At 52.4% G+C, this 23,027-nt stretch carries 23 protein-coding genes and 1 other annotated feature; of the genes, 2 read left to right on the top strand and 21 right to left on the bottom strand.

From position 1 onward, the window contains the following. Positions 1-387, bottom strand: a complete 387-nt coding sequence (locus AC1BI1_RS09975) for an ArsR/SmtB family transcription factor (protein WP_476717143.1) — start codon at positions 385-387, stop codon at positions 1-3. A gap of 296 nt (positions 388-683) precedes the next feature. On the opposite strand from AC1BI1_RS09975, the gene AC1BI1_RS09970 reads away from it, so the two are divergent. Both AC1BI1_RS09970 and arsB read left to right on the top strand, forming a co-directional pair. Then, entirely contained in the window at positions 684-1,049 is a 366-nt protein-coding gene (locus AC1BI1_RS09970) for an ArsR/SmtB family transcription factor (RefSeq protein WP_476717142.1), read from the top strand. Between the two features lie 44 nt (positions 1,050-1,093). Further along, positions 1,094-2,173, top strand: a complete 1,080-nt coding sequence (gene arsB, locus AC1BI1_RS09965) for an ACR3 family arsenite efflux transporter (protein WP_476717141.1) — start codon at positions 1,094-1,096, stop codon at positions 2,171-2,173. A 103-nt stretch (positions 2,174-2,276) separates the two neighbouring features. On the opposite strand, the gene AC1BI1_RS09960 is transcribed toward arsB, so the two are convergent. From AC1BI1_RS09960 to scfB, 20 genes are all read right to left on the bottom strand, one after another. Then, on the bottom strand, positions 2,277-3,167 hold the full coding sequence (locus tag AC1BI1_RS09960; protein WP_476717140.1) for a peptidoglycan DD-metalloendopeptidase family protein: 891 nt from the start codon (positions 3,165-3,167) through the stop codon (positions 2,277-2,279). Positions 3,168-3,271: 104 nt separating this feature from the next. Further along, the gene (gene rho / locus AC1BI1_RS09955; RefSeq protein WP_476717139.1) at positions 3,272-4,573 is read right to left on the bottom strand and encodes a transcription termination factor Rho; all 1,302 of its coding nucleotides are present in this window, start codon (positions 4,571-4,573) and stop codon (positions 3,272-3,274) included. 20 nt (positions 4,574-4,593) lie between these two features. Further along, complete coding sequence (gene fsa / locus AC1BI1_RS09950; protein WP_476717138.1) at positions 4,594-5,241, bottom strand: fructose-6-phosphate aldolase; 648 nt, start codon at positions 5,239-5,241, stop codon at positions 4,594-4,596. 75 nt (positions 5,242-5,316) lie between these two features. Further along, positions 5,317-6,171, bottom strand: a complete 855-nt coding sequence (locus AC1BI1_RS09945) for a class II fructose-1,6-bisphosphate aldolase (protein ID WP_476717137.1) — start codon at positions 6,169-6,171, stop codon at positions 5,317-5,319. Between the two features lie 15 nt (positions 6,172-6,186). Beyond that, positions 6,187-6,615 (bottom strand): hypothetical protein, encoded by a 429-nt coding sequence (locus tag AC1BI1_RS09940; RefSeq protein WP_476717136.1) that lies wholly within the window; start codon positions 6,613-6,615, stop codon positions 6,187-6,189. Between the two features lie 113 nt (positions 6,616-6,728). Continuing rightward, positions 6,729-7,106 (bottom strand): response regulator, encoded by a 378-nt coding sequence (locus AC1BI1_RS09935; protein ID WP_476717213.1) that lies wholly within the window; start codon positions 7,104-7,106, stop codon positions 6,729-6,731. A 209-nt stretch (positions 7,107-7,315) separates the two neighbouring features. Next, the gene (gene alr / locus AC1BI1_RS09930; RefSeq protein WP_476717135.1) at positions 7,316-8,545 is read right to left on the bottom strand and encodes an alanine racemase; all 1,230 of its coding nucleotides are present in this window, start codon (positions 8,543-8,545) and stop codon (positions 7,316-7,318) included. 27 nt (positions 8,546-8,572) lie between these two features. Further along, positions 8,573-9,688, bottom strand: a complete 1,116-nt coding sequence (locus tag AC1BI1_RS09925; protein WP_476717134.1) for a lipid II:glycine glycyltransferase FemX — start codon at positions 9,686-9,688, stop codon at positions 8,573-8,575. A gap of 5 nt (positions 9,689-9,693) precedes the next feature. Then, on the bottom strand, positions 9,694-11,313 hold the full coding sequence (locus AC1BI1_RS09920; protein WP_476717133.1) for a CTP synthase: 1,620 nt from the start codon (positions 11,311-11,313) through the stop codon (positions 9,694-9,696). A gap of 7 nt (positions 11,314-11,320) precedes the next feature. Beyond that, complete coding sequence (gene argS, locus AC1BI1_RS09915; protein WP_476717132.1) at positions 11,321-13,003, bottom strand: arginine--tRNA ligase; 1,683 nt, start codon at positions 13,001-13,003, stop codon at positions 11,321-11,323. A gap of 9 nt (positions 13,004-13,012) precedes the next feature. Then, complete coding sequence (locus AC1BI1_RS09910) at positions 13,013-13,435, bottom strand: YwiB family protein (RefSeq protein WP_476717131.1); 423 nt, start codon at positions 13,433-13,435, stop codon at positions 13,013-13,015. Between the two features lie 111 nt (positions 13,436-13,546). Next, the gene (gene aroF, locus AC1BI1_RS09905; RefSeq protein ID WP_476717130.1) at positions 13,547-14,596 is read right to left on the bottom strand and encodes a 3-deoxy-7-phosphoheptulonate synthase; all 1,050 of its coding nucleotides are present in this window, start codon (positions 14,594-14,596) and stop codon (positions 13,547-13,549) included. A 70-nt stretch (positions 14,597-14,666) separates the two neighbouring features. Then, positions 14,667-14,946 (bottom strand) — a binding site (T-box leader). 105 nt (positions 14,947-15,051) lie between these two features. After that, entirely contained in the window at positions 15,052-15,531 is a 480-nt protein-coding gene (rlmH, locus tag AC1BI1_RS09900; protein WP_476717129.1) for a 23S rRNA (pseudouridine(1915)-N(3))-methyltransferase RlmH, read from the bottom strand. A gap of 94 nt (positions 15,532-15,625) precedes the next feature. Beyond that, positions 15,626-16,753, bottom strand: coding sequence for a S1C family serine protease (locus AC1BI1_RS09895; RefSeq protein WP_476717128.1), 1,128 nt, complete (start codon positions 16,751-16,753; stop codon positions 15,626-15,628). 213 nt (positions 16,754-16,966) lie between these two features. After that, positions 16,967-17,815, bottom strand: a complete 849-nt coding sequence (locus AC1BI1_RS09890) for a peptidase MA family metallohydrolase (RefSeq protein WP_476717127.1) — start codon at positions 17,813-17,815, stop codon at positions 16,967-16,969. A gap of 135 nt (positions 17,816-17,950) precedes the next feature. Continuing rightward, a complete protein-coding gene (locus tag AC1BI1_RS09885) occupies positions 17,951-18,187 on the bottom strand; it encodes a heavy-metal-associated domain-containing protein (protein ID WP_476717126.1) in 237 nt (78 codons plus the stop codon). A gap of 217 nt (positions 18,188-18,404) precedes the next feature. Then, positions 18,405-19,337: a thioredoxin-disulfide reductase gene (gene trxB, locus AC1BI1_RS09880; protein ID WP_476717125.1), complete on the bottom strand. Its 933-nt coding sequence runs from the start codon at positions 19,335-19,337 to the stop codon at positions 18,405-18,407. Then, on the bottom strand, positions 19,327-19,743 hold the full coding sequence (locus tag AC1BI1_RS09875) for a CoA-binding protein (RefSeq protein WP_476717124.1): 417 nt from the start codon (positions 19,741-19,743) through the stop codon (positions 19,327-19,329). Before AC1BI1_RS09875 ends, trxB begins: the two co-directional genes overlap by 11 nt. A gap of 153 nt (positions 19,744-19,896) precedes the next feature. Next, positions 19,897-21,183: a peptidoglycan DD-metalloendopeptidase family protein gene (locus AC1BI1_RS09870; protein ID WP_476717123.1), complete on the bottom strand. Its 1,287-nt coding sequence runs from the start codon at positions 21,181-21,183 to the stop codon at positions 19,897-19,899. Between the two features lie 309 nt (positions 21,184-21,492). Next, positions 21,493-22,896, bottom strand: a complete 1,404-nt coding sequence (gene scfB, locus AC1BI1_RS09865) for a thioether cross-link-forming SCIFF peptide maturase (protein WP_476717212.1) — start codon at positions 22,894-22,896, stop codon at positions 21,493-21,495. Between the last annotated feature and the right edge of the window lie 131 nt (positions 22,897-23,027).

The raw sequence follows: 23,027 nt of genomic DNA, 5'->3' as shown, positions 1-23,027 counted from the left end.
CTAAGCTAAGTCGTTATGGGTATCTTCTATAGGCGGGGGACAAGAACCCAGTACTTTCCCGCTGGCTACGAGGGTTTCATAGCGCTCCCACTCTTCTTTCATCTGGGGGATATCCTTGATGGGAGTGGCCAGAAAAAGATCTAGTTCCTTTTTGTATTTATCCAACACCTCTTTGGCCAGCCGGTACCGGATGCGCTGGCCTTCCTTTTTCTCCTCCGCCAGTCCCACCGCTCTTAATCTCCTGAGATGCTGGGATACAGTGGGTTGAGCGATATCCATTACCGCCACCAGTTCACAAACATACATATCGCGCTCCAAAAGGAATTTAATTATCTTCATACGGGTAGGATCGGCTAAGACTTTTAGGTATTCAATTAATCGTTCCACACTTTCGCCTCCTGCAATTGGTTTCAGATACCCTTAAGATGTGTTTTTATATTCTTATATTGCTATTTACCTATATTGTAGCCAAAGCCTTTTCTTCCGTCAACCTTATGTGGGACTACTTGCTACACCCTTAGCCAAAGTTGCACTTCAACACGAAAAAGTCTTCGTCCCGAGCGAGTTTAAGGGAGCAATCCCCGAGAACTGCTTGACGAAGGCAAAAAAGTAAAATATTATATAAGAAAATGGTTATATATCTGCTGCCATGGCCTGCAACTGGAGAGGGGGTGAATTCAGGCTTGCAAATAAAAGAAGCCGAAAAAGTATTTAAGGCCCTCGGCCAGAGCTTGCGTTTAAAAATTATTGCCCTGCTGGCCGAGCACGAGTTCTGTGTATGTGAGCTGGAGGACATCTTCGGCGTTTCCCAGCCGGCTATCTCTCAGCATTTACGCATATTAAAGGAAGCGGACCTGGTGGAAGAAGAAAAAATAGGCCAGTGGGTATTTTATTCTTTAAAGCGAGAATACCTGCAAGAATTCCTGCAGGATTTTTCTTCCTACCTGTTTTCGCCTTTAGAAGCTAAAGAGGATTTGGAGCAAGAAAAGGCGCGGGTGGAAGAGTTGGAGAAGAATCCCAAAGTCAGTTGCCGGCCGGTCAGAAGGTGACCAACCCAAGAGATGGCAACTTTCAAAAAGGAGGCATCGTCACCATGGCTAACAGTCAAGCTGTAGCTCGCCTTTCATTGCTAGACCGTTTTCTTACTTTATGGATTTTCTTAGCCATGGCCTTCGGCGTGGGCCTGGGTTATTTCGTGCCCGGAGTGGCCACTGCCCTGGATAGACTGTCTATAGGTACTACTTCTATCCCCATAGCCATAGGCCTTATTGTTATGATGTACCCCCCTTTAGCTAGAGTAAAATACGAGGAGATGGGCAAAGTGTTTAAAAACAGTAAGGTGTTAGCCCTCTCCCTCCTCCAAAACTGGATAATCGGCCCTATTTTGATGTTTATCTTAGCCGTACTTTTCCTCCGGAATTATCCCGAGTATATGGTAGGGCTAATACTTATAGGGCTGGCCCGCTGCATTGCCATGGTCATCGTCTGGAACAGGCTGGCCAACGGTGACAGCGAATATGCGGCCGCCCTCGTGGCTCTCAATTCTATCTTCCAGGTCTTCTTCTACTCTATATACGCTTATATATTCATTACCGTGCTGCCAACCCTGATCGGCCTAAAGGGTATGCAGGTACAAGTATCCATCGGAGAAGTAGCCACCAGTGTAGCCATCTACCTGGGCATCCCCTTTGTGGCCGGCTTTCTTACCCGGCGGATACTTTTGCCCGCCAAGGGTAAAGAGTGGTACGGAAAGGTTTTTATACGCAAGATCAGCCCCCTGACTTTAATAGCTTTGCTCTTCACCATTGTGGTTATGTTCTCCCTAAAGGGCAATTATATTGTTACCCTGCCCATGGACGTAGTGCGGGTGGTTATACCACTCATCGCATATTTTGTGCTGATGTTCTTAATATCCTTTTTTTTGAGCATGCGCCTGGGAGTGAATTACGCCCAGACCACTACCCTCTCCTTTACGGCAGCCAGCAACAACTTTGAGCTGGCCATAGCCGTTGCCGTGGCCGTCTTCGGCATCAACTCCGGCCAGGCCTTTGCCGCAGTAATCGGTCCCTTAATTGAAGTGCCGGTTATGATTGGTCTGGTGAATGTGGCTCTGGCCTTTTCGCGCAGATATTTTACCCCCTCAGGAGAGCCCAAGACGGCGAGCAACAGGTAAGGAAATTTTTGGTCCAATACCCGACTTCCGAGTTGATGGGTACGTGCATAGCCCCCATAAAAAAAGCCGGCTCAAAAGCCGGCAATCACGGACTGGATTCTGTTTACCTCAAAAACCGCAAAGGATTTACTGCCTTATCCTTCTCCCAGAGTTCGAAATGCAGGTGGGGTCCCGTAGCATTACCCGTGCTCCCGACCAGGGCAATTATATCGCCCGCATTCACCCATTCACCGGGTGCCACCAGATTAGTTTGATTATGGGCATAAACGCTGCGATAACCGTCGCCGTGATCCAGAATGACTGTACGACCGTAGATGCTATTGCGCCAGCCGGCAAATTCCACTGTACCGGCCCGGGCAGCGCGGACTGCTGTTCCGCCTTCCGCCGCAATGTCAATGCCATGGTGGAACTCTTTGTTCCGCCAGCCAAAGCTAGAAGTGATAACCCCTATAAGCGGCCATATAAAGGAAGTGAGGCCGCTGCGCGAAACTGGCCGTACTATAGCCTTTTCTCCAGGCTTTTTATGACCAGGAATGGTAAGTAGAGTTCCCACCTGCAAGGTTCTGGGATCGGTAATACCGTTGGTAGCCATAATTTCTTCTACTGTTGAGCCGAAGGCCCGGGCAATACCCCAGATTGTATCCCCTTCAACTACTTCGTAGGTTCGCTCTGGTTCATAAGGCAAAACCAGAAACTGACCAGGAGTGAGGGGCGCTTTTACATCCAGATCGTTCATAGCTGCCAGGAGCTCACCATCGATCCGGAAGCGCCGCGCTATACGGCTCACGGTGTCTCCTTCTTCGACCCGGTAAAGGCGGGTCAAACTGTTTACCCGCCCTGCTAACTCTGCATATTCAGCGGGTGCAACTACGGCAGCTACCTGCTGCAGGTCCTCAACGACGGCTGCCCGGGCACTGGTCCCTACTGTACTGGCCAGAAAGATAGCCAGCAGCAGTGCACTTACCCGTAGTACAACCGTACGGCGGAGGAACATAACTTAGAATCACCTCTTTAAACTTTGGAATAACTGGTATAGCTTCCCTCCCCCAGTTTTTTATAGTTTAACCTGCTGCAGGTAGAAATATACCCCGATCCTTTTTAATATCTGGTGCGTTCGGTTTCGCGGGGAAAAAGGGCAGGCAGAGCGCGCAGGAGATCTTTATTGCTTTTGGTCTTTTTCATGGCGTCTATGAGCATCTCGGCTACTTCCACAGTACCCAGGTTGGCCGTAACCCGGCGGAAATGCCATACAAGCTCCAGCTCTTCGGGTGACAGAAGGAGCTCCTCCCGGCGGGTACCCGAACGTTTAACATCGATGGCGGGGAAAAGGCGTCGTTCAGCTAGTTTTCGATCCAGGATAAGTTCCATATTGCCTGTGCCCTTAAACTCTTCGAAAATAACTTCATCCATCCGGCTGCCCGTTTCGATAAGGGCTGTAGCTACTATAGTAAGACTTCCTCCTTCTTCCACGTTGCGGGCAGCACCGAAAAAGCGCTTAGGCTTGTAAAGGGCTGTCGGGTCCACACCGCCAGAGAGTGTCCGCCCACTGGGGGGTACCACCAGATTATGGGCGCGGGCCAGGCGGGTGATACTATCTAGCAGGATTACTACGTCCTTTTTATGTTCCACCAGGCGTTTGGCCCTCTCCAGGACCATATCGGCTACTTTAACGTGATTTTCCGGCAGTTCATCAAAGGTAGAGCTGACCACATCTCCCTTTACCGAACGTTCGATATCGGTCACTTCCTCAGGTCTTTCATCGATTAAAAGGATAATTAATTCGATCTCGGGATAATTGGTGCTAATGCTATTGGCAATTTTCTTTAAAAGTACGGTCTTACCGGCTTTGGGGGGAGAAACAATAAGGGCGCGCTGCCCTTTACCTAGGGGCGCAATAAGATCGATGATGCGAGTTGAGGGGTCCCCCTCCGGGGTTTCCAGCGTCAATCTCTCCTGGGGATAGATAGGGGTGAGGGCATCAAAATGTAATCTTTCTAAGCATGTTTCCGGATTTTCTCCGTTCACTTCTTCCACCCGCAGGAGGGCAAAGAAGCGCTCGTTGTCCTTGGGTGGCCTTACCAGTCCCTTGACTTTATCGCCGGTCCTTAAGTCAAAACGGCGAATCTGGGAGGGAGAAACATAAATGTCATCTTCACTTGGTAAATAGCCGATGGGCCTTAAGAAACCATATCCATCGGGCAGGATTTCCAGAATGCCCTGGGCCTGAAGCTGTTCTTCCTGCTCTTCAGCCTGTTGCTGCTGTTGTTTTTGTGCCAAGGCTTTAGCAATCTCAAAGACCAGCTCTTTCTTGCGCAGACGGGAATAACCCGTAAGCCCTATCTCCCGAGCAATACGGTAAAGCTCCACCATCGTTTTGCTTTCTAATTCTGCTATATCCAAGGAAAAAACGACCTCCAATACTATTTGTCTTTAAATTTCTCCCAATCGGCCAGAAATCTGGCTAACCCAATATCTGTCAAAGGATGCTTTATCATTTGCATCAGGACCTGGTAAGGAACAGTGGCGATATCCGCCCCTAGGCGGGCAGCTTCTAAGACATGCAGGGGGTGGCGTATGCTGGCAGCAATAATTTCCGTGGAGAAACCGTACTGGGCAAAGATGGGAACAATATCAGCCAGAATATCCATACCTTTGTGGCTTATATCGTCCAAGCGGCCAACAAAGGGGCTGACGTAAGTAGCGCCGGCCAGCGCAGCGAGCAAAGCCTGATTGGCAGAAAAAATCAGTGTTACATTTGTCTTAATACCTTCTCCGGACAACTGCTTAACAGCCTTTAAGCCTTCACCTGTCATAGGAATTTTAATAACCACATTAGGATGGATGGAGGCTAGCTCCCTTGCTTCCCGAACCATTCCCGGGGCGTCCTGGCTGAGCACTTCCGCGCTAACGGGCCCATTTACTATGTTACATATTTCCTCCACCACCTGGCGAAAAGGGCGGCCTTCCCGCGCTATCAGCGATGGATTGGTAGTTACACCAGAAATTATACCCAAATCGTTAGCACTTTTAACCTCTTCTATGTTAGCTGTATCTAGAAAAATGCGCAAAAAACACACCTCCCTACCAATACCTAATTAACCAATACCTAATTAATCTCCTTGTGCCAGGTAAAATTCGGGCCTTTACGCCCGGCCGGCACACCCGAAGACCCGCATCTTATGGCGGATAACTTCCCGGGCAGCCTCCTTGGCCGGCCCCAGCACTTTGCGAGGATCAATCTCTTCCGGCCTGGCTGCCAACACTTCCCGCATCTTTTCTACAAAAGCGATGCGGATATCGGTGTCGATATTAACTTTGCGCACTCCTAAGGTGATAGCGCGCTGTACGTCCTCGTCGGGTACACCGGAAGATCCATGGAGGACCAAAGGAATCCCTGTAAGCTGGCGAATGACCTGAAGGCGATCAAAATCTAATCGTGGTACACCGCGGTAACGCCCATGGGCAGTACCAATGGCCACCGCCAGAGCATCTACTCCTGTTTCTGCCACAAAGCGGCGGGCTTCTTCCGGTTCAGTTAAGGTTTCCTCCCAACTGGCCACCTGGACATGGTCTTCCGTACCGCCTATGCGGCCAAGCTCCCCCTCTACCGAAACCCCCATAGCATGGGCAATTTCCACTACCTGTCTGGTCATGGCAATATTGGCTTCCAGCGGTAGTTTAGACCCATCCACCATCACCGAAGTAAAGCCAGCGCGTAAAACTCTGAGGACTTGTTCCCGGTCGGTACCATGGTCTAAGTGTAACACCACAGGTACCCATGTGCTGGCAGCAGCCGTCCGAACCAGGGAAACTATGTAGTCTAACCCGGCATACTTAATAGCCCCCTGGCTGGCCTGGATAATCACAGGTGAGGCCTCTGCTTCAGCAGCTTCGATAATAGCCTGCAAAATTTCCATGTTGTTGCAATTAAAAGCTCCTATTGCATAAGATCCCGCTTCTGCCCTTTTTAAAACTTCAGCCAAAGTGACTAATGGCATTGGTTTCCCCCGCTTTCATGATTCAATATTATTATTGCCACTGCAGACGTTATTGAGCCACCCCTCCCCTACTATTCCGAGATCTTGTGCTAATTCCGCCAGGGACCGGTCATGCTGCATTACTGCCTGCTGGATTAGCTCCCAGGTTCCTAAGAACCCAACCTCCAATCCTGTGTCTTCACAGGTCAAAGTGAGGAGATCCTTCCTCCAAAGATCCCGGCGGATAAAGTGCCAGAAATGGGGGGTACCGCACATAATACAATTTAACTGCATCCAGAAACCCTTCCCCTTTTGCCGGCCCATACCCAAAAGGGGCGTCCCGCAAGTACATTCCAACCATTGATGGCGGCCTCCTCCCAGGGCAAAAAGGGAAAGGCTGTAGAATTCCAGACAGCCACATCCCGGACACCGCAAAGCACAGAAAACAGTAGTGGGAATAAGCATAGTCCTTTCCTCCCTTAGCTCCTTAAATTCGCTACTCCAGCGCAGAATCCTTCAGCTAAACACGGTTATAACATAACAAGGGTCCGGCTTTTTTAAACCGGACCCCTCAGGAGCTAAACTAGTACGGCTTCCAGCCCAAAATAACAATCATTCGCCAAAGCCGAGTTAACTAGTCTGTAAAGGGTTGAAAGATCAAAGGGTTTATGCAGGAAATGACGTACTCCTAGTTTCTGGGCTTGCTCTGCTAAATCCTTGTCATTATAGGCGCTAATGATGATCACCGGCAAACGGCAGGATAGCCGGTGTAACTCACTTAGAAACTCCACTCCGTTCATTCCTGGCATTTTCATATCGAGAATTACCAGGCTGGGGTTTTCTGTAATTATCTTTCTTAACCCCTCTTCACCATTAGCGGCCATACTGACTTGAAAGCCTGCTTGGCGCAAAGCTTCCAACAATAGACGGCGTACGCCCGGCTGGTCATCTACGATCAGGATCGTTTTCTCTTTCAGACCAGCTCACCTCCCATCCCCTGAGGGAGTTCTTGGTAAGGCGTCTGTCCGCTTCTGTTTGGGCTTCGCTATAGATTTTTCGCTTCCCTTCACTATAACTTGTGCACAAGGCTCGCTCCTCTACAAAAAAGTTATATTCGCCAACAAACTATAGATTCCTGTTTTTCGCCCCTTTTAACAATACAAAATTATACGACCAAGTCCTGCCCCTCTACCACAGCCAGCCACTCCCCTGTCACGGTACGTAGAAGATAAGGCCTACCTTCCCGCAAGTAGAGGCGGGGCAGGCGCGCACTGGTGGTAGGACGCCCCAGATTTACCCGAACTACCTCCCCCACTTCCGCGGGTATATCTCTTACATCCACTAGGGAAAGCTGCATGCCGATGCGGCCGACCACCGGCGCCAGCCGGTCACCGATCAGCACCGCCTCATCGCGGTGGTGCCAGCCCAGGTAAGCCAGTATGGTTTTAGCCAGAAAGCGGGCCAGGTCGCTTAGAGACTTAGGACGCGCAATAGCCGTTAGGCCCAGGCCGTCAGCATAACCTAAAGGCAACACTCCCAGGCGGGTGGCCTTAGGGGTTACATAATCTCCACCATAACCTACCGGTGTACCCGCTGCCACCTCGCGGATAGCCAAAAGACGAGCCTTTACTTGCCAGGGATCCTGGAGCTCGAGCCCTCGGCCTTTAGCACCCGGAGGCAATTGGCCATAGAGAAGGGTACCGAGCCGCACCATATCTAAGTGCATTTCCGGGTAATTAAGGCAAGCCACACTGTTGCAGATATGCCGGAGAGGGATGTTTATTCCTCTTTCCGCCAGGTCTGCCAGCACCCGGTCAAATCGCTCAAATTGCTCCCGGCTTTTCCGAGGATGGGAGGCCTCCGCCAGGTGGGTATAGATGCCTTCTACTTCCATCGCTGGCCAGGAGGCCATCTCTTGGGCCAGGACTACGGCCTCCTCAGGCTTAAGGCCCGTACGATTAAGACCGGTTTCTACTTTAAGGTGCACCCGTACGGACGACCCTATGTCCCGAGCAGCTTTAGCCGCCCTTTCAGCCCCTGCCCGGCTCTCTATAGTCAGGGTAAGGTTTTCTCGAATGGCCAGGGGTATTTCTTCCGGCAGCAAAGGGCTCATTAAAAGGATAGGTGATTCAATGCCGTTTCGCCGTAACTCGAGCCCCTCTGCCAAGGTGGTTACTCCCAGGTAGCTGGCGCCGGCCTGCAAAAATAGCCGCGCTACCTCTAAAGCCCCCGCTCCGTACCCATCCGCTTTCACCACTGCTAAAAGGCGCGTGCTGGGCTGCAATATTTTTCGAATCTGGTGCACGTTATTTTCCAAGGCGGTAGCCTCAATTTCTACCCAGCGGGGGCCCAGGATTCCGGCCAGCTTTCCCTTTGGAACAAAATCTTGATTCATAGAGCACCTCTCTAAAAAAGCTAATCCTCAATCGCTTCCTGCGCCGGCACTTGTTTCCGTCTCCCTGCTGTCCCGCTTTCGCCGCCAGAAAAGGAATCGGCGGAAAAGGTTGTAGGCTGGCTGGGCCAGGCGCCAGATCCAGTAATAAAGGGGCGAATACACCAGATCATATTCCCCGATAAATTCTGTAAACACCCCATTAAACCCCTTTTTGAACCGATAGAGGCCGTATAAAGGGTTGTCCTCGGAAAGGTCCCCCGGTACTCCCCGAAAATCATAAAGGGTACAGCCCTGTTCTTTGGCCCAGGAGATCATAGTCCACTGCAAGAGGTAATTGGGCATAACGTTGCGGTGCCGGTTGCTGGAAGCGCCGTACATGTACCAGGCCTTATCCCCTAGGATAAAAGCCAGGGTGCCGGCAATAGGCTGGTCCTGGTAATAGGCCATGAAGAGTTTGGCATAACCCTTTTCCACCAGTTCCTTCCATAGGATGACAAAATAATCATAAGAACGGATAAGAAAGCGGTCCCTCAAAGCCGTTTCCTGGAGGATATCATAAAATACAGCCAGATCCTCCAGAGTACAGTCTGTCTTAACCGTTACTCCCCGTCGCTGGGCCAAGCCAATATTATAACGGGTTTTGGGGTGGAGATTCTGCTTTAATTCCTCCAGAGAAGGGCGTAAATCCAACCGGAAAACGTGGCGGGGCTGGACGCCATCAAAGCCCGTGCCCGCGGTAGCTAGCCTGAACCCCCTTTTTTGCAATAGATGTTTAACTTCTACATTGCTGGACGGGATATCCGGATCAATTTTTAAAAGAATAGCGCCCTCCCGCCGGGCAAGGGCCTTTATGGCCTGGAGCAAAAAGTCGAATAAAGCAGTATTACTAAAATCCAGGACCGGCCCCCGGGGAGCATAAAAAATACTCTTCTGGATATAGGGGAGGTGGCGCTTGAGCAGGGAAACAGCGGCCACTATTCTCCCATCCTCTTCCACTACCAGCCGCAAGGGCCGCCACCCGGTGGCGGCCTTTACTTCGCCCCAGGCATAGGTCTGCAGGATATGGCCCTTGGGATGAGCGGCCACAAACTTATCGAAAAGTTTTGCTTCGGCCGGATCGATTAGGCGGTAGGTCAAATTCATTTAAATCACCTTTTTGCTTCAGCATAAGCCAGGGCTGCCCCAATAAAATCGCGGAAAAGAGGATGAGGCCGGTTGGGTCTGGATTTAAACTCCGGGTGAAACTGGCAGGCAACGAACCAGGGATGGTCATCCAGCTCAATAATCTCCACCAGGCGGTCATCAGGGGAAGTGCCGCTGATAACCATCCCCTTAGCTGTTAACTCCGCCCGGAAGGCGTTATTAAATTCATAGCGGTGCCGGTGGCGCTCATACACCAGCGGTTCGCCATAGGCTGCTCGAGCCCGAGTACCTTCCTGCAGACGACAGGGATAGGCTCCCAGGCGCATAGTGCCGCCCATGTTTTCGATTTCTTTTTGTTCGGGCAAAAGATCAATAACGGGGTAAGGCGTCTCCGGATCAAATTCGGCGCTGTTGGCAGCTTCCAGACCACAAACATTGCGAGCAAACTCTACTACTGCCAGCTGCATCCCTAGGCAGATGCCCAAATAAGGTATTTTCTTTTGACGCGCCCAGCCGGCCGCCAGGATTTTCCCTTCAATACCGCGATCCCCAAAACCGCCCGGCACCAGGATTCCAGCGCAACCTTTCAAGATAGATTCCAGGCCATCCTCCGTAAGTTCTCCCGAATAGATCCAACGGATATCTATAGCTGTGTCATGAGCCAGACCGGCATGTCGCAATGCTTCCACCACGCTCAAGTAAGCGTCAGGCAAGGTGACATATTTCCCCACCAGAGCAATGGTTACCTGGCGTTTGAGGTTTTTCATGCGTTCTACCATGGAGCGCCAGTCATCCATACGGGCCGGCCCACAATTTAAACCCAGCTTTTCCACTACGATGCGGTCCAGCCCCTCCTGTTGCATCATGAGGGGTACCTCGTATATGGATTCTGCATCCACAGCTTGAATCACAGCTTCCCTCTCTATGTCACAAAAAAGGGCAATTTTATCGGCCATCTCCGGGGAAAGGGGGCGTTCCGAACGGCAGACGATTATGTCCGGCTGGATACCGATGCTGCGCAGCTCTTTCACACTATGCTGAGTGGGCTTGGTCTTGGCCTCTCCCGCCGCCCGCAAGTAGGGCACCAAAGTGACGTGAATATACAGCACCCGCTCGCGGCCTATATCGCTTTTTAGCTGCCTTATGGCCTCCAGGAAAGGAAGGGATTCAATGTCGCCGACCGTACCGCCTATTTCGGTAATGACTACATCGGGATGGCTCTCCTGGGCCACCCGGTAGATTCTCTCTTTTATTTCGTTAGTGATATGAGGGATAACTTGAACGGTGCCGCCCAGGTAATCGCCCCGCCGCTCTTTGCTGATCACCGCCCAGTAAACCTTGCCCGCAGTTACATTGCTGGCCCTGGTCAAATTAATATCCACAAAGCGCTCATAATGCCCCAAATCGAGATCTGTTTCTGCCCCGTCGTCGGTGACGAAAACTTCGCCGTGCTGGTAAGGGCTCATGGTGCCGGCATCAACGTTAATATAAGGATCGAATTTCTGAATAGCTACTTTGAGGCCTCTGCTTTTTAAGAGCCTACCTAAAGAAGCGGCGGTTATCCCCTTCCCCAGGGAAGAGACGACACCGCCGGTAATAAAAATAAACTTTGTATGCGTTGCCATAATCCTTTTACATCCTCTCAGGAGCACTAATACCTAAAAGATGTAAAACATTGCGCAGGGTTATGCGGGTAGCCGTCACCAGAATAAGGCGCGCCCCCCTCAAAGCTTCCTCATCGGCCAAAACCCGGCAATTAGTATAAAAGTTGTGGAAAAGTGCCGCTAGCTCCTGGGCATAGCGGGTAAGCCGGTGAGGTTCCAGTGCCCTGGCAGCGCCAATTATAGTTTCCGGCAGCTCGGCAATCTTTTTAACCAGCTCTAACTCCGCCGGGTGGCGTAAGACACTGAGGTCAACCTCCCCAGGGGAAGGTACCTCTATTCCCCGCTCCCCAGCTAAGCGCAAAATGCTGCAAATACGGGCATGGGCATATTGCACATAGTACACCGGGTTTTCTGCCGTTTGAGAGCGGGCCAAGTCCAGGTCAAAATCTAAGTGACTATCGGGTTTGATCATCACAAAAAAATACCGCGCGGCATCCCGGCCAACCTCTTCTAATAGCTCCTCCAAGGTAACGTATTGGCCCGTCCGTTTGGACATGCGCAAAAGCTCTCCACCCTTAAAGAGGCGGACGAGCTGCATAAGCACTATTTCCAACTTGTTCGGGTCATGCCCCAAGGCCGCCATGGCCCCTTTCAGGCGCGCTACATGGCCGTGGTGATCAGCACCCCAGATATTGATAATGCGGTTAAAGCCCCGCTCAAATTTGTTGCAATGGTAGGCAATATCGGCAGCAAAATAAGTAGGCATGCCGTTTTGCCGTACCACCACTTCATCCTTTTCTTCGCCCAGGAGAGTACTTCTAAACCATAAAGCCCCATCCTTTTCGTAAATGTAGCCCCGTTCCTTCAAATCGTTTATGGCGCGGCCTACCGCCCCGGAATCGTGCAGGCTCTGTTCGCTAAACCATACATCGTAAAGAACGCCGAACTCCTCCAGGGTCTTCTTAATGGCTGCCAGTTTTTCCTCCAGGGCAAAGCGTACCAGCATCTCCCGCCTTAAAACGGGGTCGGCGTCCAGATACTTATCCCCTACCTGGTCGATAAAGCGCTTTACCGTATCTATAAGATCGTAGCCATGATAACCCTCTTCCGGCACTTGGGCGTCTATCCCGAAGGCCTGAAGATAGCGCGCCTCTAAGGAGAGGCCGAAGTTTTCAATTTGGTTACCCGCATCATTAATATAAAATTCACGGGTGACTTCATGACCGGTGGCCGCCAGCAAATTGGCTATAGCATCTCCCAGGGCTGCTCCCCGACCATGGCCTACATGCAAAAGGCCGGTAGGGTTGGCGCTCACAAACTCCACCTGTACCTTTTCGCCCCGCCCTATGTTGGACCAGCCGTAATATTCATCCTCCGCCAGAACAGCTGGCAAAACGGGCAGCGCCCAAGAATCTTCCAGGGTAAAATTAATAAACCCTGCACCGGCCACTTCCACTTTAGCCACTCCGGGTATGGGTTTTTCCAGGTGGCGGGTGATGATTTCCGCCAGCTGCCGGGGAGAACGGCGCGCCTGTTTGGCCAGGAGAAAGGCCAGGTTGGCCGCAAAATCTCCATGCTGTTTTTCCCGTGGTACTTCAAGCACAAAAGTGGGCAGCTCGTCGTAAGCCACCTCGCCGGCTGCCCTGGCCCTGGCCGCAGCCTCCTTCAAGGCTCTGGCCAGCCTTATTTTCATTTCCTGAACTAAGTTCACGGCTACCTCCTATATGGAACTTACGGTGATTTCTAACTGGTTATAACTAACCTTTTCGTAACCCACCTGCAATTCATATTCTAGATTAATACTTCCACCGGCGTCTGTCAAGTGAACTTCTACTTTAAAGGGCAGGATGGTAAGCCTCATGGTGCCGTAAGGGGTAATATAAAAACCGTCGCTCAAGACTCCTTCCTCAAAAGTGGCCTTGTGCTCGGCTGTACCCATCCGGTTTAAGGTAACCCGGCTGGGCTCGATTTTTAAAGAAGTCGTGGTTCCCTCCATACCTGCTAGGCTAGATTCGTTATAGAGGATGTAGTAGGAATTCTCCCGGCTAAAGAGACGTCCCTCGGTGATGAACTCGATGGAATCCTGCTCCCCCCATTCATGGGTCTGCGTACCCTTGACCTTCACCAGCACCTCTTTTTTCACCGGCACACATCCTTTCCCTAATATTAAAAGGAGCTCATCTGTTATATTCTTTTTTTTAAGGAAATTTCCTCTTGTTAACTTGCTATTAAGATAACTTTTATACCTGGTATTTTATACCTCCATGTGTTCCACAATCCTGCCTGAAGAAGCCAAACCTCGCCCGACGGCCAGAGACACGGGGGTTAACTCGCCCATGAGCCGGTCGAAGGTTTCCGGGTGCAGAGATTGGGGGCCGTCGCACAGGGCGCGAGCCGGATCGGGATGCACTTCAATAAGGAGGCCATCCGCGCCAGCGGCCACCGCTGCCCGGGCCAAGGGGAGGACATATTTCCAGCTACCTGTTCCATGACTGGGATCTACGATTACTGGTAGGTGGGAATTTTCCTTAACCACAGCTACCGCACTGAGGTCCAAGGTAAAGCGAGTGGCCGTCTCAAAGGTGCGGATACCCCTTTCGCATAAAATCACGTTGGGATTGCCTTTATCCAAAATATACTCGGCGGCCATGAGCCATTCTTCTACAGTAGCGGCAAAACCGCGCTTCAAAAGAATGGGTTTGCCGGTGGCCCCCGCCTCCTGCAGAAGCCGGAAGTTCTGCATATTGCGGGCGCCAATTTGAAGGGCATCGGCATATTCTGCCACCAGGGCCACATCCCGCGTATCCACTACTTCGGTAACAAAGGGCAACCCCACCTCTTCCCGCACCCGGGCCAGCATTTTAAGGCCCTCTTCTTCTAAGCCCTGGAAAGAATAAGGAGAAGTGCGCGGTTTAAAAGCTCCCCCGCGTAAAACTTGTGCTCCGGCCGCCTTTACCGACCGAGCAGTGATAAAGAGCTGTTCTTCGCTTTCCACGGCACAAGGACCGGCTATTACCACTATTCCCCTTCCGCCCACGGGGACATCCCCTATGCGCACAATGGTGGGGGTATCCTTCAGCTCCCGGCTGACCAGTTTATAAGGTTTTAGGATGGGGACTATTTTTTCCACCCCGGGCAAATTGATGATAGCCTCCGAGCTCAAAGCCCTCTTATCCCCGATGGCACCGACCACCGTCTTTTCCTGCCCGTAAATAGGGTGGGTCTTGAAACCCAGTTCCTCCAGCCGCCGGCAAACAGCAGCTATCTGTTCCCGGGTCGCCCCCGGCCGCATAACTACAATCATGCCTGCTGCCTCCTTCCCCTTTTGTAAGGCTCTCGAGTGAACCCCGTTATAAAAATTTAAGCTCCCCGTCCCAAGGGACGGGGAGCATACCCGCGGTACCACCCTAGTTGGCCGTACTTATAGGCCCACCTCTAAAGGGTACGGGAAAAGTAAAGCAGTATTCTTTTCCGATACCCCCTCCCTTTTAACGGCGGGAGCTCCGGCCCAGCCTACTAACAGATTCTTAGCACCTGTATTCAGCCTGCTTCTCCGAGGAGAACTTCAAGGAGTAAGGCTTAACCGGCCTCCCACCACCGCCGGCTCGCTGGATAAGCCCCTACTCCCCTACTTTTCCTCTTCCTTGAATTTGACATTATTTATTTGTTAGCTACTATAGCACGGGGGACTAGCCATCGTCAAGGGTTTTGATAAGGCAAAAACGAAGCTAACCCAGGGACAGGGCAAGCTTAAAGCGTCTACCTGTGGTACGGTTCGCCCCGCTGAATCTTCCAGGCCCGGTAGAGCTGCTCCAGGAGGAGCAGCCGCATCAACTGGTGGGGAAAAGTAAGGCGGGAAAAGGATAATTTAAAATCGGCCCGGGCTAAAACTTCTTCACTTAAACCCAGGGTTCCACCGATAACAAAGGCTACCTGGCTTCTGCCCCGGAGGGCAAGATCGGCCATAAACTCGGCCAGCTCTTCAGAGGAAAGCATCCGGCCCTGCCGGTCCAGGGCAATGGTATAGGCGCCGGGAGGTAGCAGGCGCAAGAGGGAGCGCCCTTCCAGCTCCATTATCCTGGCTGCCTGGCCGGGACTCAAGGGGTCCGGTACCTTCTCTTCGGCCCCTTCCCTTATTTCTAATTTTATGTAAGGCCGCAGGCGTTTGGCATATTCTTCCATGCCAGCCACAAGGAATTTTTCCTTGACCTTGCCCACGGCTAAAATATATACTTCCATGGTGCTATTCCCTCAAAAAATTTTGGTCCCAATTTCCGAGCCGCTCTTGTCGGAATTCGTTTTTACAGCACTCAAGATGGCTGCCTAAAAATATTTATTCCCTGGGCAGCTCGCCCAAAGTCACGGTAAAGTTTAATTCCCCTCTGAGCCTGCGGACCACACTTAAAGTAACCTGGTCTCCCGGCCTTTTCCCGGCCAGGGCACGGTCCAGATCTCCGTAAGTGAGTACTTTGTTGTTGTCTATCTTAACGATAATATCCTCCACCCGTATCCCAGCCCGGGCAGCCGGGCTGCCGGGCATTACGCCCCCTACAAAAAGGCCCGCAGGTATATTATACCACCCAGCCATTTCCGGCGTAATTTCCTTTAAATTGTATACCCCTAAAAAAGGCCGGCTAACATATCCTTGGCTGATAAGTTGGTCGATAATCGGCCGCGCATCATTGATGGGGATGGCAAAGCCCATACCTTCCACCCCGGTAGTAGCAATTTTGACGCTGTTAATACCTATTACTTCTCCTCGCATGTTTACCAGGGCTCCGCCGCTGTTGCCAGGATTGATAGGCGCATCAGTTTGTAACACCCGTAAGGTTATTTGCCGCCCCTCCTCCCCGCCTACGGTAATCTCCCGGTTCAGGGCGCTGATGACTCCTACGGTAACCGAGCGGGCGAACTCCCGGCCTAAGGGGTTGCCTATGGCTACCACTGTCTCACCCACCTGAACCCGGGAGGAATCTCCCAGGCGGGCTGTGGGTAAGTTAGTAGCCCTTATGCGCAAAACGGCCAGATCGCTTCTAGCATCCCGCCCTACCACTTCAGCAGGGAAAACCTGTTCCCGGTCGAGGCTCACGGTAATGCGCCCCGCTCCGGCAATAACATGATTATTGGTTACAATATAGCCGTTGGCACCGTCCAGGATAATTCCCGAACCCTGACGGATAGAGCTTTTGTCCAAAATGTCCCGGCCAGAGAGGGCAGTGATGCCTACCACGGCTGGCCCTACCTGTTTGGCCACCGTTACTACTGGCGAAACATCTCCCGCTAAATTAGGCGGTTGAGTTAAAGGCAGAGACGGAAGAGGTGTACTGGGCGGTAAGGGCAACGGCTTGGCTAAAAAACGCGGCGTCAGAACAGCGCTTACAGCCCCTCCCCCCAGGGCGCCGAGCAGCACCAACACCAACACAGCCAGCCACCACCGGAATCTGGAATACTGTTCTCTCATTTTTGTTTTCCCCCTTCTTTTTAAGCATTACCCAAAGTTATGGTATCTATCCGGGTTCTAGCTGACCGATCTTCTTGCTCCCCAGCTCACAATATAAGAAAATAGGCCGCTTACCCCGGAACACGGGATAAGAGGCCCTGGCGTATACCCATTTTTGCGCCTCCACTGGCTCGGCTGTCCCCCCAGCCTATCCACTGGAAAAGCTATACGGCCTCAAGGGGAAAAAGTGAATAGAGGAGCGGGCAACTGGGTTGGCCCCAAGCCGGTAATCCTCTTGATAGCCTCCTCAAAGGTAGTGCCCCGCCCCAGCTCCAGGAGAAGCTGCCTTAGTCCCTCCCAGCCCACCTTGTCTACCAAATAGTCTACCATCATTAAAGACTGGCGGTAGGCCAGGGCCTGGTCGGGAAGTTGATCAAAACGTGCATCCAATTCTTCTAGGGAATACCATTCTCTAATGTCCTCCGGCTCCGGGCCAGGCAACCGGTAGCCTGTGACCTGCCGCTCGATGTACTGGGCAATTCCTTCGGTTAACCAGCGGGGATAATTTCCCCGGGCCAGTTCATCCACTATAAGATGGGTAAATTCATGGATCATGGGCCCCTGGGCCTTGAAGGTGGAGACCAGGCTATTTCCCGGCTCCAGCCAATCCAAAGGTGATAGGATGCGCACCACGCCAGCCCAGTAGACTCCCATCGCACTCTCATCCGCTGCCCAGCCGAACTGCCGGGCCAGGCTCTGCCGGTCGGGATAAATTAAAATCAGGGTTTTGCCCCGGGGCCGGTACTCGAAAATCTCCGTAGCCGGCTGGTAAGCTTCCTCGGCTGCTTCCAGCACCACGGTGACTATGCCGGCATCCTGGGGACGATATTTTAAGCGAAAATGTTCGCTTTCGGCCACCAGCCAGTCGCGGGTTTGCCACTCAGTATGTTGCCGCGCCAGAGCCACTAGAGGACTATAGCTTAAAGTACGAGCCCAATTTAAGTGGCGGCACAGGGCTGCTCCGGCCAGCACTAGGCCCACCAGGCAGACCTTGGCCAGGGCTACGTGGAAAGGATTACCCAAATTTCTCCCTCCCCCAGGGAGCTCTTCGGTTTCTCCTTTCCCGATTATACTACAGCCCTATCTTGCTCTTCACTGTAAATGAGTGGCAAGAAAAACCCGGGCTTTCCAAGGTGAGCCCGGGCTTACGGAGATCTGCTATAGAGTGGCCTTCACTTCGTACCCCGCTTCGACCACAGCCTTTTTTAAATCTTGCACGGTTACCATGGTAGGGTTATAGGTAACCGCGGCCTCTTGGGCCTCCAGATCGACCTGTACCCTTTCCACGCCGGCTAAGCTTTGCAAAGCCTTTTCTACACTCATTTTGCAATGGCCGCAGGTCATCCCTTCTATCTTGAGGGTTACCTCCCGATTGGCAGAACCGCAGCAGCCCACTTAAGCCACCTCCTTTTAGTCTATGGTACCCCCTACGGGTATATCCCATGTCATTATAGCAGACTTGTGTTTTTAAAGCAACCGCCATCTTGCCGCGATTATCCCTGCTTTGGCAAGCCTGCTCTGCCCTTTGGCGTATGCTAGCTCCTGTGCAGGATAGGCAAAGGGAAGCTAGGGCCGCCGGGAAAGGAGGGTTAGCCCTCAGGGATCATGGTCATTATAAAGCGTCTAGAGTTGCCAGCTCAGCCAAGTACTTCTCAGCGGCCATAGCGGCGGCCGCGCCGTCTCCCACGGCCGTGGCTATCTGCCTGAAGGCCTTGGCCCGCACATCGCCGGCAGCAAAGACGCCGGGGACCGAGGTAGATAAGTCCTCTCTCGTGACAATATAGCCACCTTCATCCAGGGTGAGCGCGCCTAGCAAGAAAGCAGTATTAGGCTTATGGCCTATGAAGATGAAAATGCCGTCAAAGCTCTCTTCCCTTACGGCTCCGCTCACCACATCCTTTAGCCGCAGGGCTTCTACTTTACTTTCTCCCAAAATAGCCTCTACCACCGTATTCCAGCAAAAAGTTATTTTGGGGTGTTCCCGGGCCCTCTGCTGCAGCACTTGGGCAGCCCGTAACTTGTCACGGCGGTGGATGATAATTACTTGCTCGGCAAAGCGAGTAAGAAACAGGGCCTCTTCCACCGCCGAATCCCCGCCTCCCACTACAGCTACCTTCTTGCCCCGGAAAAAGGCGCCATCACAAGTAGCGCAATAGGAAACTCCCCGGCCTCTTAAAGCTTCTTCCCCGGGCACTTCCAGCGAACGGGGACTAGCGCCCGTAGCAATAATTACAGCTCTGCCCGTGTATTCACCCTCAGCAGTCCAAACCCGCTTCAGTTTCCCGGTAAAGTCTACTTTTTCCACCGTTGCCATCTCCAGTTTAGTTCCAAAGCGCTGGGCCTGCTCGGCAAATTTCATGGCCAATTCTACGCCGCTGATACCGTCGGGAAAACCGGGATAATTTTCTATCCTATCTGTCTGAGCAGCTTGCCCTCCCGGTGCCCCCCTTTCCAAAACTAAAGTGTTAAGTCCTCCTCTGGCTCCGTACATGCCGGCTGTAAGGCCGGCCGGGCCTCCTCCAATTATTAGAAGATCATAATTCATTTTCCTTTCCTCCCAGTTTCAGGCTTTTAACTTTCATGTGCTCCTTTTTGATACAGCTATCCATTATTACTTCTATACCGGCTTCCCTGGCTCTGGCCGCGGCCTCCGGGTGGCTTATGCCTTCCTGCATCCATATGACCTTTACGCCGCGCCTGATAGCCTCTTCTACCACCGGTGGTACTGCCTCTGGCTTCCGGAAGATATCCACCACATCTATTATTATTTCCGGCGGAATATCTTGGAGGGTGGGATAGCTTTTTTCTCCCAGTACACTGGCCACCCCCGGATTTACAGGTATAATGCGATAGCCTTGCTCCTGGAGGTAGCGGGCTACCTGGTAAGAAGGGCGATCTGGCTTATCGGAAAGCCCCACCACTGCTATAGTGTGTATTTTGGTAAAATCCATGGTAAATCAACTCCGTTTTAGTAATGTTATATTAATTATACGCTATCCCTAAGGGGCGGTACAAGCTCCCCTCCTAAAGGGGTTGTCCCATAAAACACAAAAGGCCGGCCTTAGGAGTTTAAGGCCAAGCCTTCCGCTTCGAATTAATGCCTTCTAGCGCAAGTAGTTGTAAGGGTTGCGGAACTCGCCGTTTATCAGAACTTCGAAATGGAGGTGAGGGCCGGTGGTCCTTCCCGAGGTGCCCACATATCCTATTACTTCACCGCGCGACACCCTCTGGCCTACCGCCACGTTATAGCCTGAAAGATGGGCGTAACGCGTTACCAGGCCACCGCCATGGTCGATGGTAATCATGCGCCCGTATCCGCCTTCATATCCGGCACCTGTGACGACGCCACTCTCTGCAGCAGCTACCGGGGTACCATAGGGAGCACTAATATCCACGCCAGTATGAAACTCGCGTCCACGGTAGCCGTAGGGAGAGGTGATGGGCCCGGACAAGGGCCACGCCAGACGGCCCGAACCGCCACCGCGGTAGGCTAGGGCTACGCGCATCTTTGTGCCGCGTTCCACAATCTTGGTTACAGGGTTTTTCACGACTTCTGTGCTGATGGCTTCCTTATACACTATCCGGCCGTTCTCGGCCACAAGGCGGTAGGTCACTTTCTTTTCTCCCTCTGACCCCGCCTGCCTTACACGTTCCTCTCCGCGCCAGAGATCGGAATTGGTCCTAACTTCGGTCTCATAGGGAATGCTTTCCGTTACCTCCTGGCGGTAAACCACTACCACGTGTAGGAGGGGATTCTTTTGGCGCAAATTGATGACTTGCCCGATATCCAGGCGCTCACCCTGGAGCTGAGGATTGGCTTCCTTAAGCTTCTCCACCGTCAAGCCGTATTTCTGGGCAATGGTCCAAAGGGAATCCCCTTCCTGGACTGTGTACTGACTTACCTCCTCAGTGCCGCCTTTGAGCATACTTAAAACCTGGTCCGGCGAGGCTATTTCGTCGGGGGAAACCAGCTTTCTATCCAGACTTACTTCTTCCTTAAACTTTACTTCTTCCACGACAGCGCCGTCCCTGGGAAGAAAATCTTTTTTGAGCTGTTCCAGGACGGCGGTAGCACTGGCCTCATCCCGGAACACGGCCCTGGGCACTCCGTCTATCTTAAGCTCGAAGGCTAGTGTTTTTAAGGTGGTTTTTGCTGCTAAAAGCTGTTCAAGCTCGTCTCCCGTCTTGATTTGCCCACGGCCGGCTCTTACCCGAACATATTCTACTTGCTCAGCCAGCTGCACTCCTTGATAGCCGGCTTTCTCCATAGCCGCCAGAATTTTTTCTATAACCTTTTCGGCTTCCTCCCGACTGGCGGCTATAGCTACCCTTTCTCCGCCAACTATTATGGCCCATGCATTGGGTGCGGTAGCCCACCGCCAGCCCCCCAAAAGGACTAACCCTCCTACCAATATACCTATAGCCAGGTTCCTCTGGTAAGAATATTTACCATCTTTTTTTTGATAAAAACTGTATATAAGCCCCGCTTTTTTCCTCAAGTCCCTAACTGCTTTACCGGCAACCTCCGCACCCTTTACCGGCCAAACCTTTGCCTTTTGCTTAAGAGTTTGCAACCACTCTGGCTGCCTATAGTGCGGTGGCATGACCTCCCCCCTTCATCCTTATAGACTTAGGCCACAGCCGAGCACCCTTTCCCAATTATATAATTCGCCTTAAAGGGCGGTAAATCCTGCCACACTTTAAAATTTCGCCTTAGATTTGGCCAGAAGGTAAAGGGCCGCTTCCAGCCGGATCTGCTGGATAGCGCAGGCGACGGCATCCGGCTCCCTTAAGTTACCGCTTACTGCCAGCGCTGCGGCCTGGCATCCGCCGCTGCAGTAAAAGCGAGCCCAACAGCGCGAGCAGCGGGGTTTATTATAGACATGGGCCTGGCGAAACTCCTCCTGGAGATCCCGTGCCTCTATTCCCCTGGCCACATGGCCTAACCGTAAATCAAGTTTACCCACCAGTTGGTGACAGGGATAAAGATCGCCGTTTGGGGTGACAGCCAGGTAGCTGAGGCCTGCTCCACAACCATAAAGGCGTTTGTTTAAACAGGGCCCGCCGCCCAGATCAATATTAAAGTGGAAAAACTCGAAGGGCTGGCCTCGAATACGAGATTCCCAGTAAAGGATCGCCAGTCGCTGGTATTCTGCCCTTAAGGCAGGAATGTCTTCCAGCCGCAGGCTGTAGGGCGCTTCCGGCGGTGCCACCACCGGCTCCAGGGAAAGAAAGCGGAAACCTAAGGAGAGCAGATGTTCTGCATCCCGGCTAAAGTCCAGGTTGGACCGGGTGAAGGTACCCCGGATCCAGTAATCGCGGTGGTCGCGCACAGCAATAAATTCTTGGAGCCGGGGCAGAACCGCGCGATAACTCCCCTCTCCGTTGGGCAGGCGCCGGTAGCGATCATTGGTTTCCGGCCGGCCGTCCAAGCTTAAGATAACGCTAATATCCTCCTTGTTTAGAAAATCCACCACTTCTCTGGTCAGCCCTAGGCCGTTGGTGGTCAGGGTAAAGCGTATCTCTTTCCCCAGGGATTGGGCGCGGGCGCGGCCATAGGATACCAACTCTTTGACTACCCGAAAATTGAGGAGGGGTTCCCCGCCAAAAAAGTCTACTTCTACCCGGTGCCTGGAACCCGAAAGCTCGAATAAAAGATCCAGAGCAGCCCGACCTACCTCTTCCGTCATCAGACCCCGGCTACCGCCGAAGGGGCCTCCCCCGGCGAAGCAGTAAAGGCAGCGCAGGTTGCAGTCATGGGACACATGTAGGCAGAGGGCCTGTAGCAACGGTTCAGGGGGCTGGTAGGTATCTCGAGCCACATCCCTGGTGAAGAGGCTGCCTTCTTCCTGGCAGCGGGCCAGTTCGGCCAGCACTTCCTCAACAACTTTTTCACCGTACAGGCGGGTGCTATGGGGCAAAGAGAATCTGTCTTCCCCGCCAGTCCGCGCCAGCTCGACCAGCACTTGCCTGGTTGGCGGATCAATAATATGCAGGGCACCGCTGTTTACATCCAGGAGCAGATCTAGCTCATTAAAAGTAAACCAGTGGAGGTCTGCTTCCCAATCTATACCTTGCAGGTGGGGTAATTTTTTGCCGCTCATAATAAATATAATAGCATATTTGAGAGCTTCTTGATCAACCCGGTAAGGAACTGGGTTATCCCCAGTTTTTATTCCAGGCCTGCTTGGCTTTCGCTCGCTCCGGAAACCCTCGCGGGCCAAACTAGCGCTCG

The organism is Thermanaeromonas sp. DSM 22490, from assembly GCF_056378755.1.
The sequence above is the reverse complement of the archived record's forward strand: the minus strand, read 5'-3'. Positions and strand labels throughout refer to the sequence as shown.

Coding starts and splice junctions, on each gene's coding strand:
- AC1BI1_RS09925 (WP_476717134.1), bottom strand. CDS start 9,688: ATGAATTTGACCTACCGCCTAATCGATCCGGCCGAAGCAAAACTTTTC.
- AC1BI1_RS09960 (WP_476717140.1), bottom strand. CDS start 3,167: ATGTTCCTCCGCCGTACGGTTGTACTACGGGTAAGTGCACTGCTGCTG.
- scfB (WP_476717212.1), bottom strand. CDS start 22,896: ATGAGCGGCAAAAAATTACCCCACCTGCAAGGTATAGATTGGGAAGCA.
- rlmH (WP_476717129.1), bottom strand. CDS start 15,531: ATGGAAGTATATATTTTAGCCGTGGGCAAGGTCAAGGAAAAATTCCTT.
- AC1BI1_RS09920 (WP_476717133.1), bottom strand. CDS start 11,313: ATGGCAACGCATACAAAGTTTATTTTTATTACCGGCGGTGTCGTCTCT.
- AC1BI1_RS09895 (WP_476717128.1), bottom strand. CDS start 16,753: ATGAGAGAACAGTATTCCAGATTCCGGTGGTGGCTGGCTGTGTTGGTG.
- aroF (WP_476717130.1), bottom strand. CDS start 14,596: ATGATTGTAGTTATGCGGCCGGGGGCGACCCGGGAACAGATAGCTGCT.
- alr (WP_476717135.1), bottom strand. CDS start 8,545: ATGAATCAAGATTTTGTTCCAAAGGGAAAGCTGGCCGGAATCCTGGGC.
- AC1BI1_RS09875 (WP_476717124.1), bottom strand. CDS start 19,743: ATGGATTTTACCAAAATACACACTATAGCAGTGGTGGGGCTTTCCGAT.
- arsB (WP_476717141.1), top strand. CDS start 1,094: ATGGCTAACAGTCAAGCTGTAGCTCGCCTTTCATTGCTAGACCGTTTT.
- trxB (WP_476717125.1), bottom strand. CDS start 19,337: ATGAATTATGATCTTCTAATAATTGGAGGAGGCCCGGCCGGCCTTACA.
- AC1BI1_RS09940 (WP_476717136.1), bottom strand. CDS start 6,615: ATGCTTATTCCCACTACTGTTTTCTGTGCTTTGCGGTGTCCGGGATGT.
- AC1BI1_RS09945 (WP_476717137.1), bottom strand. CDS start 6,171: ATGCCATTAGTCACTTTGGCTGAAGTTTTAAAAAGGGCAGAAGCGGGA.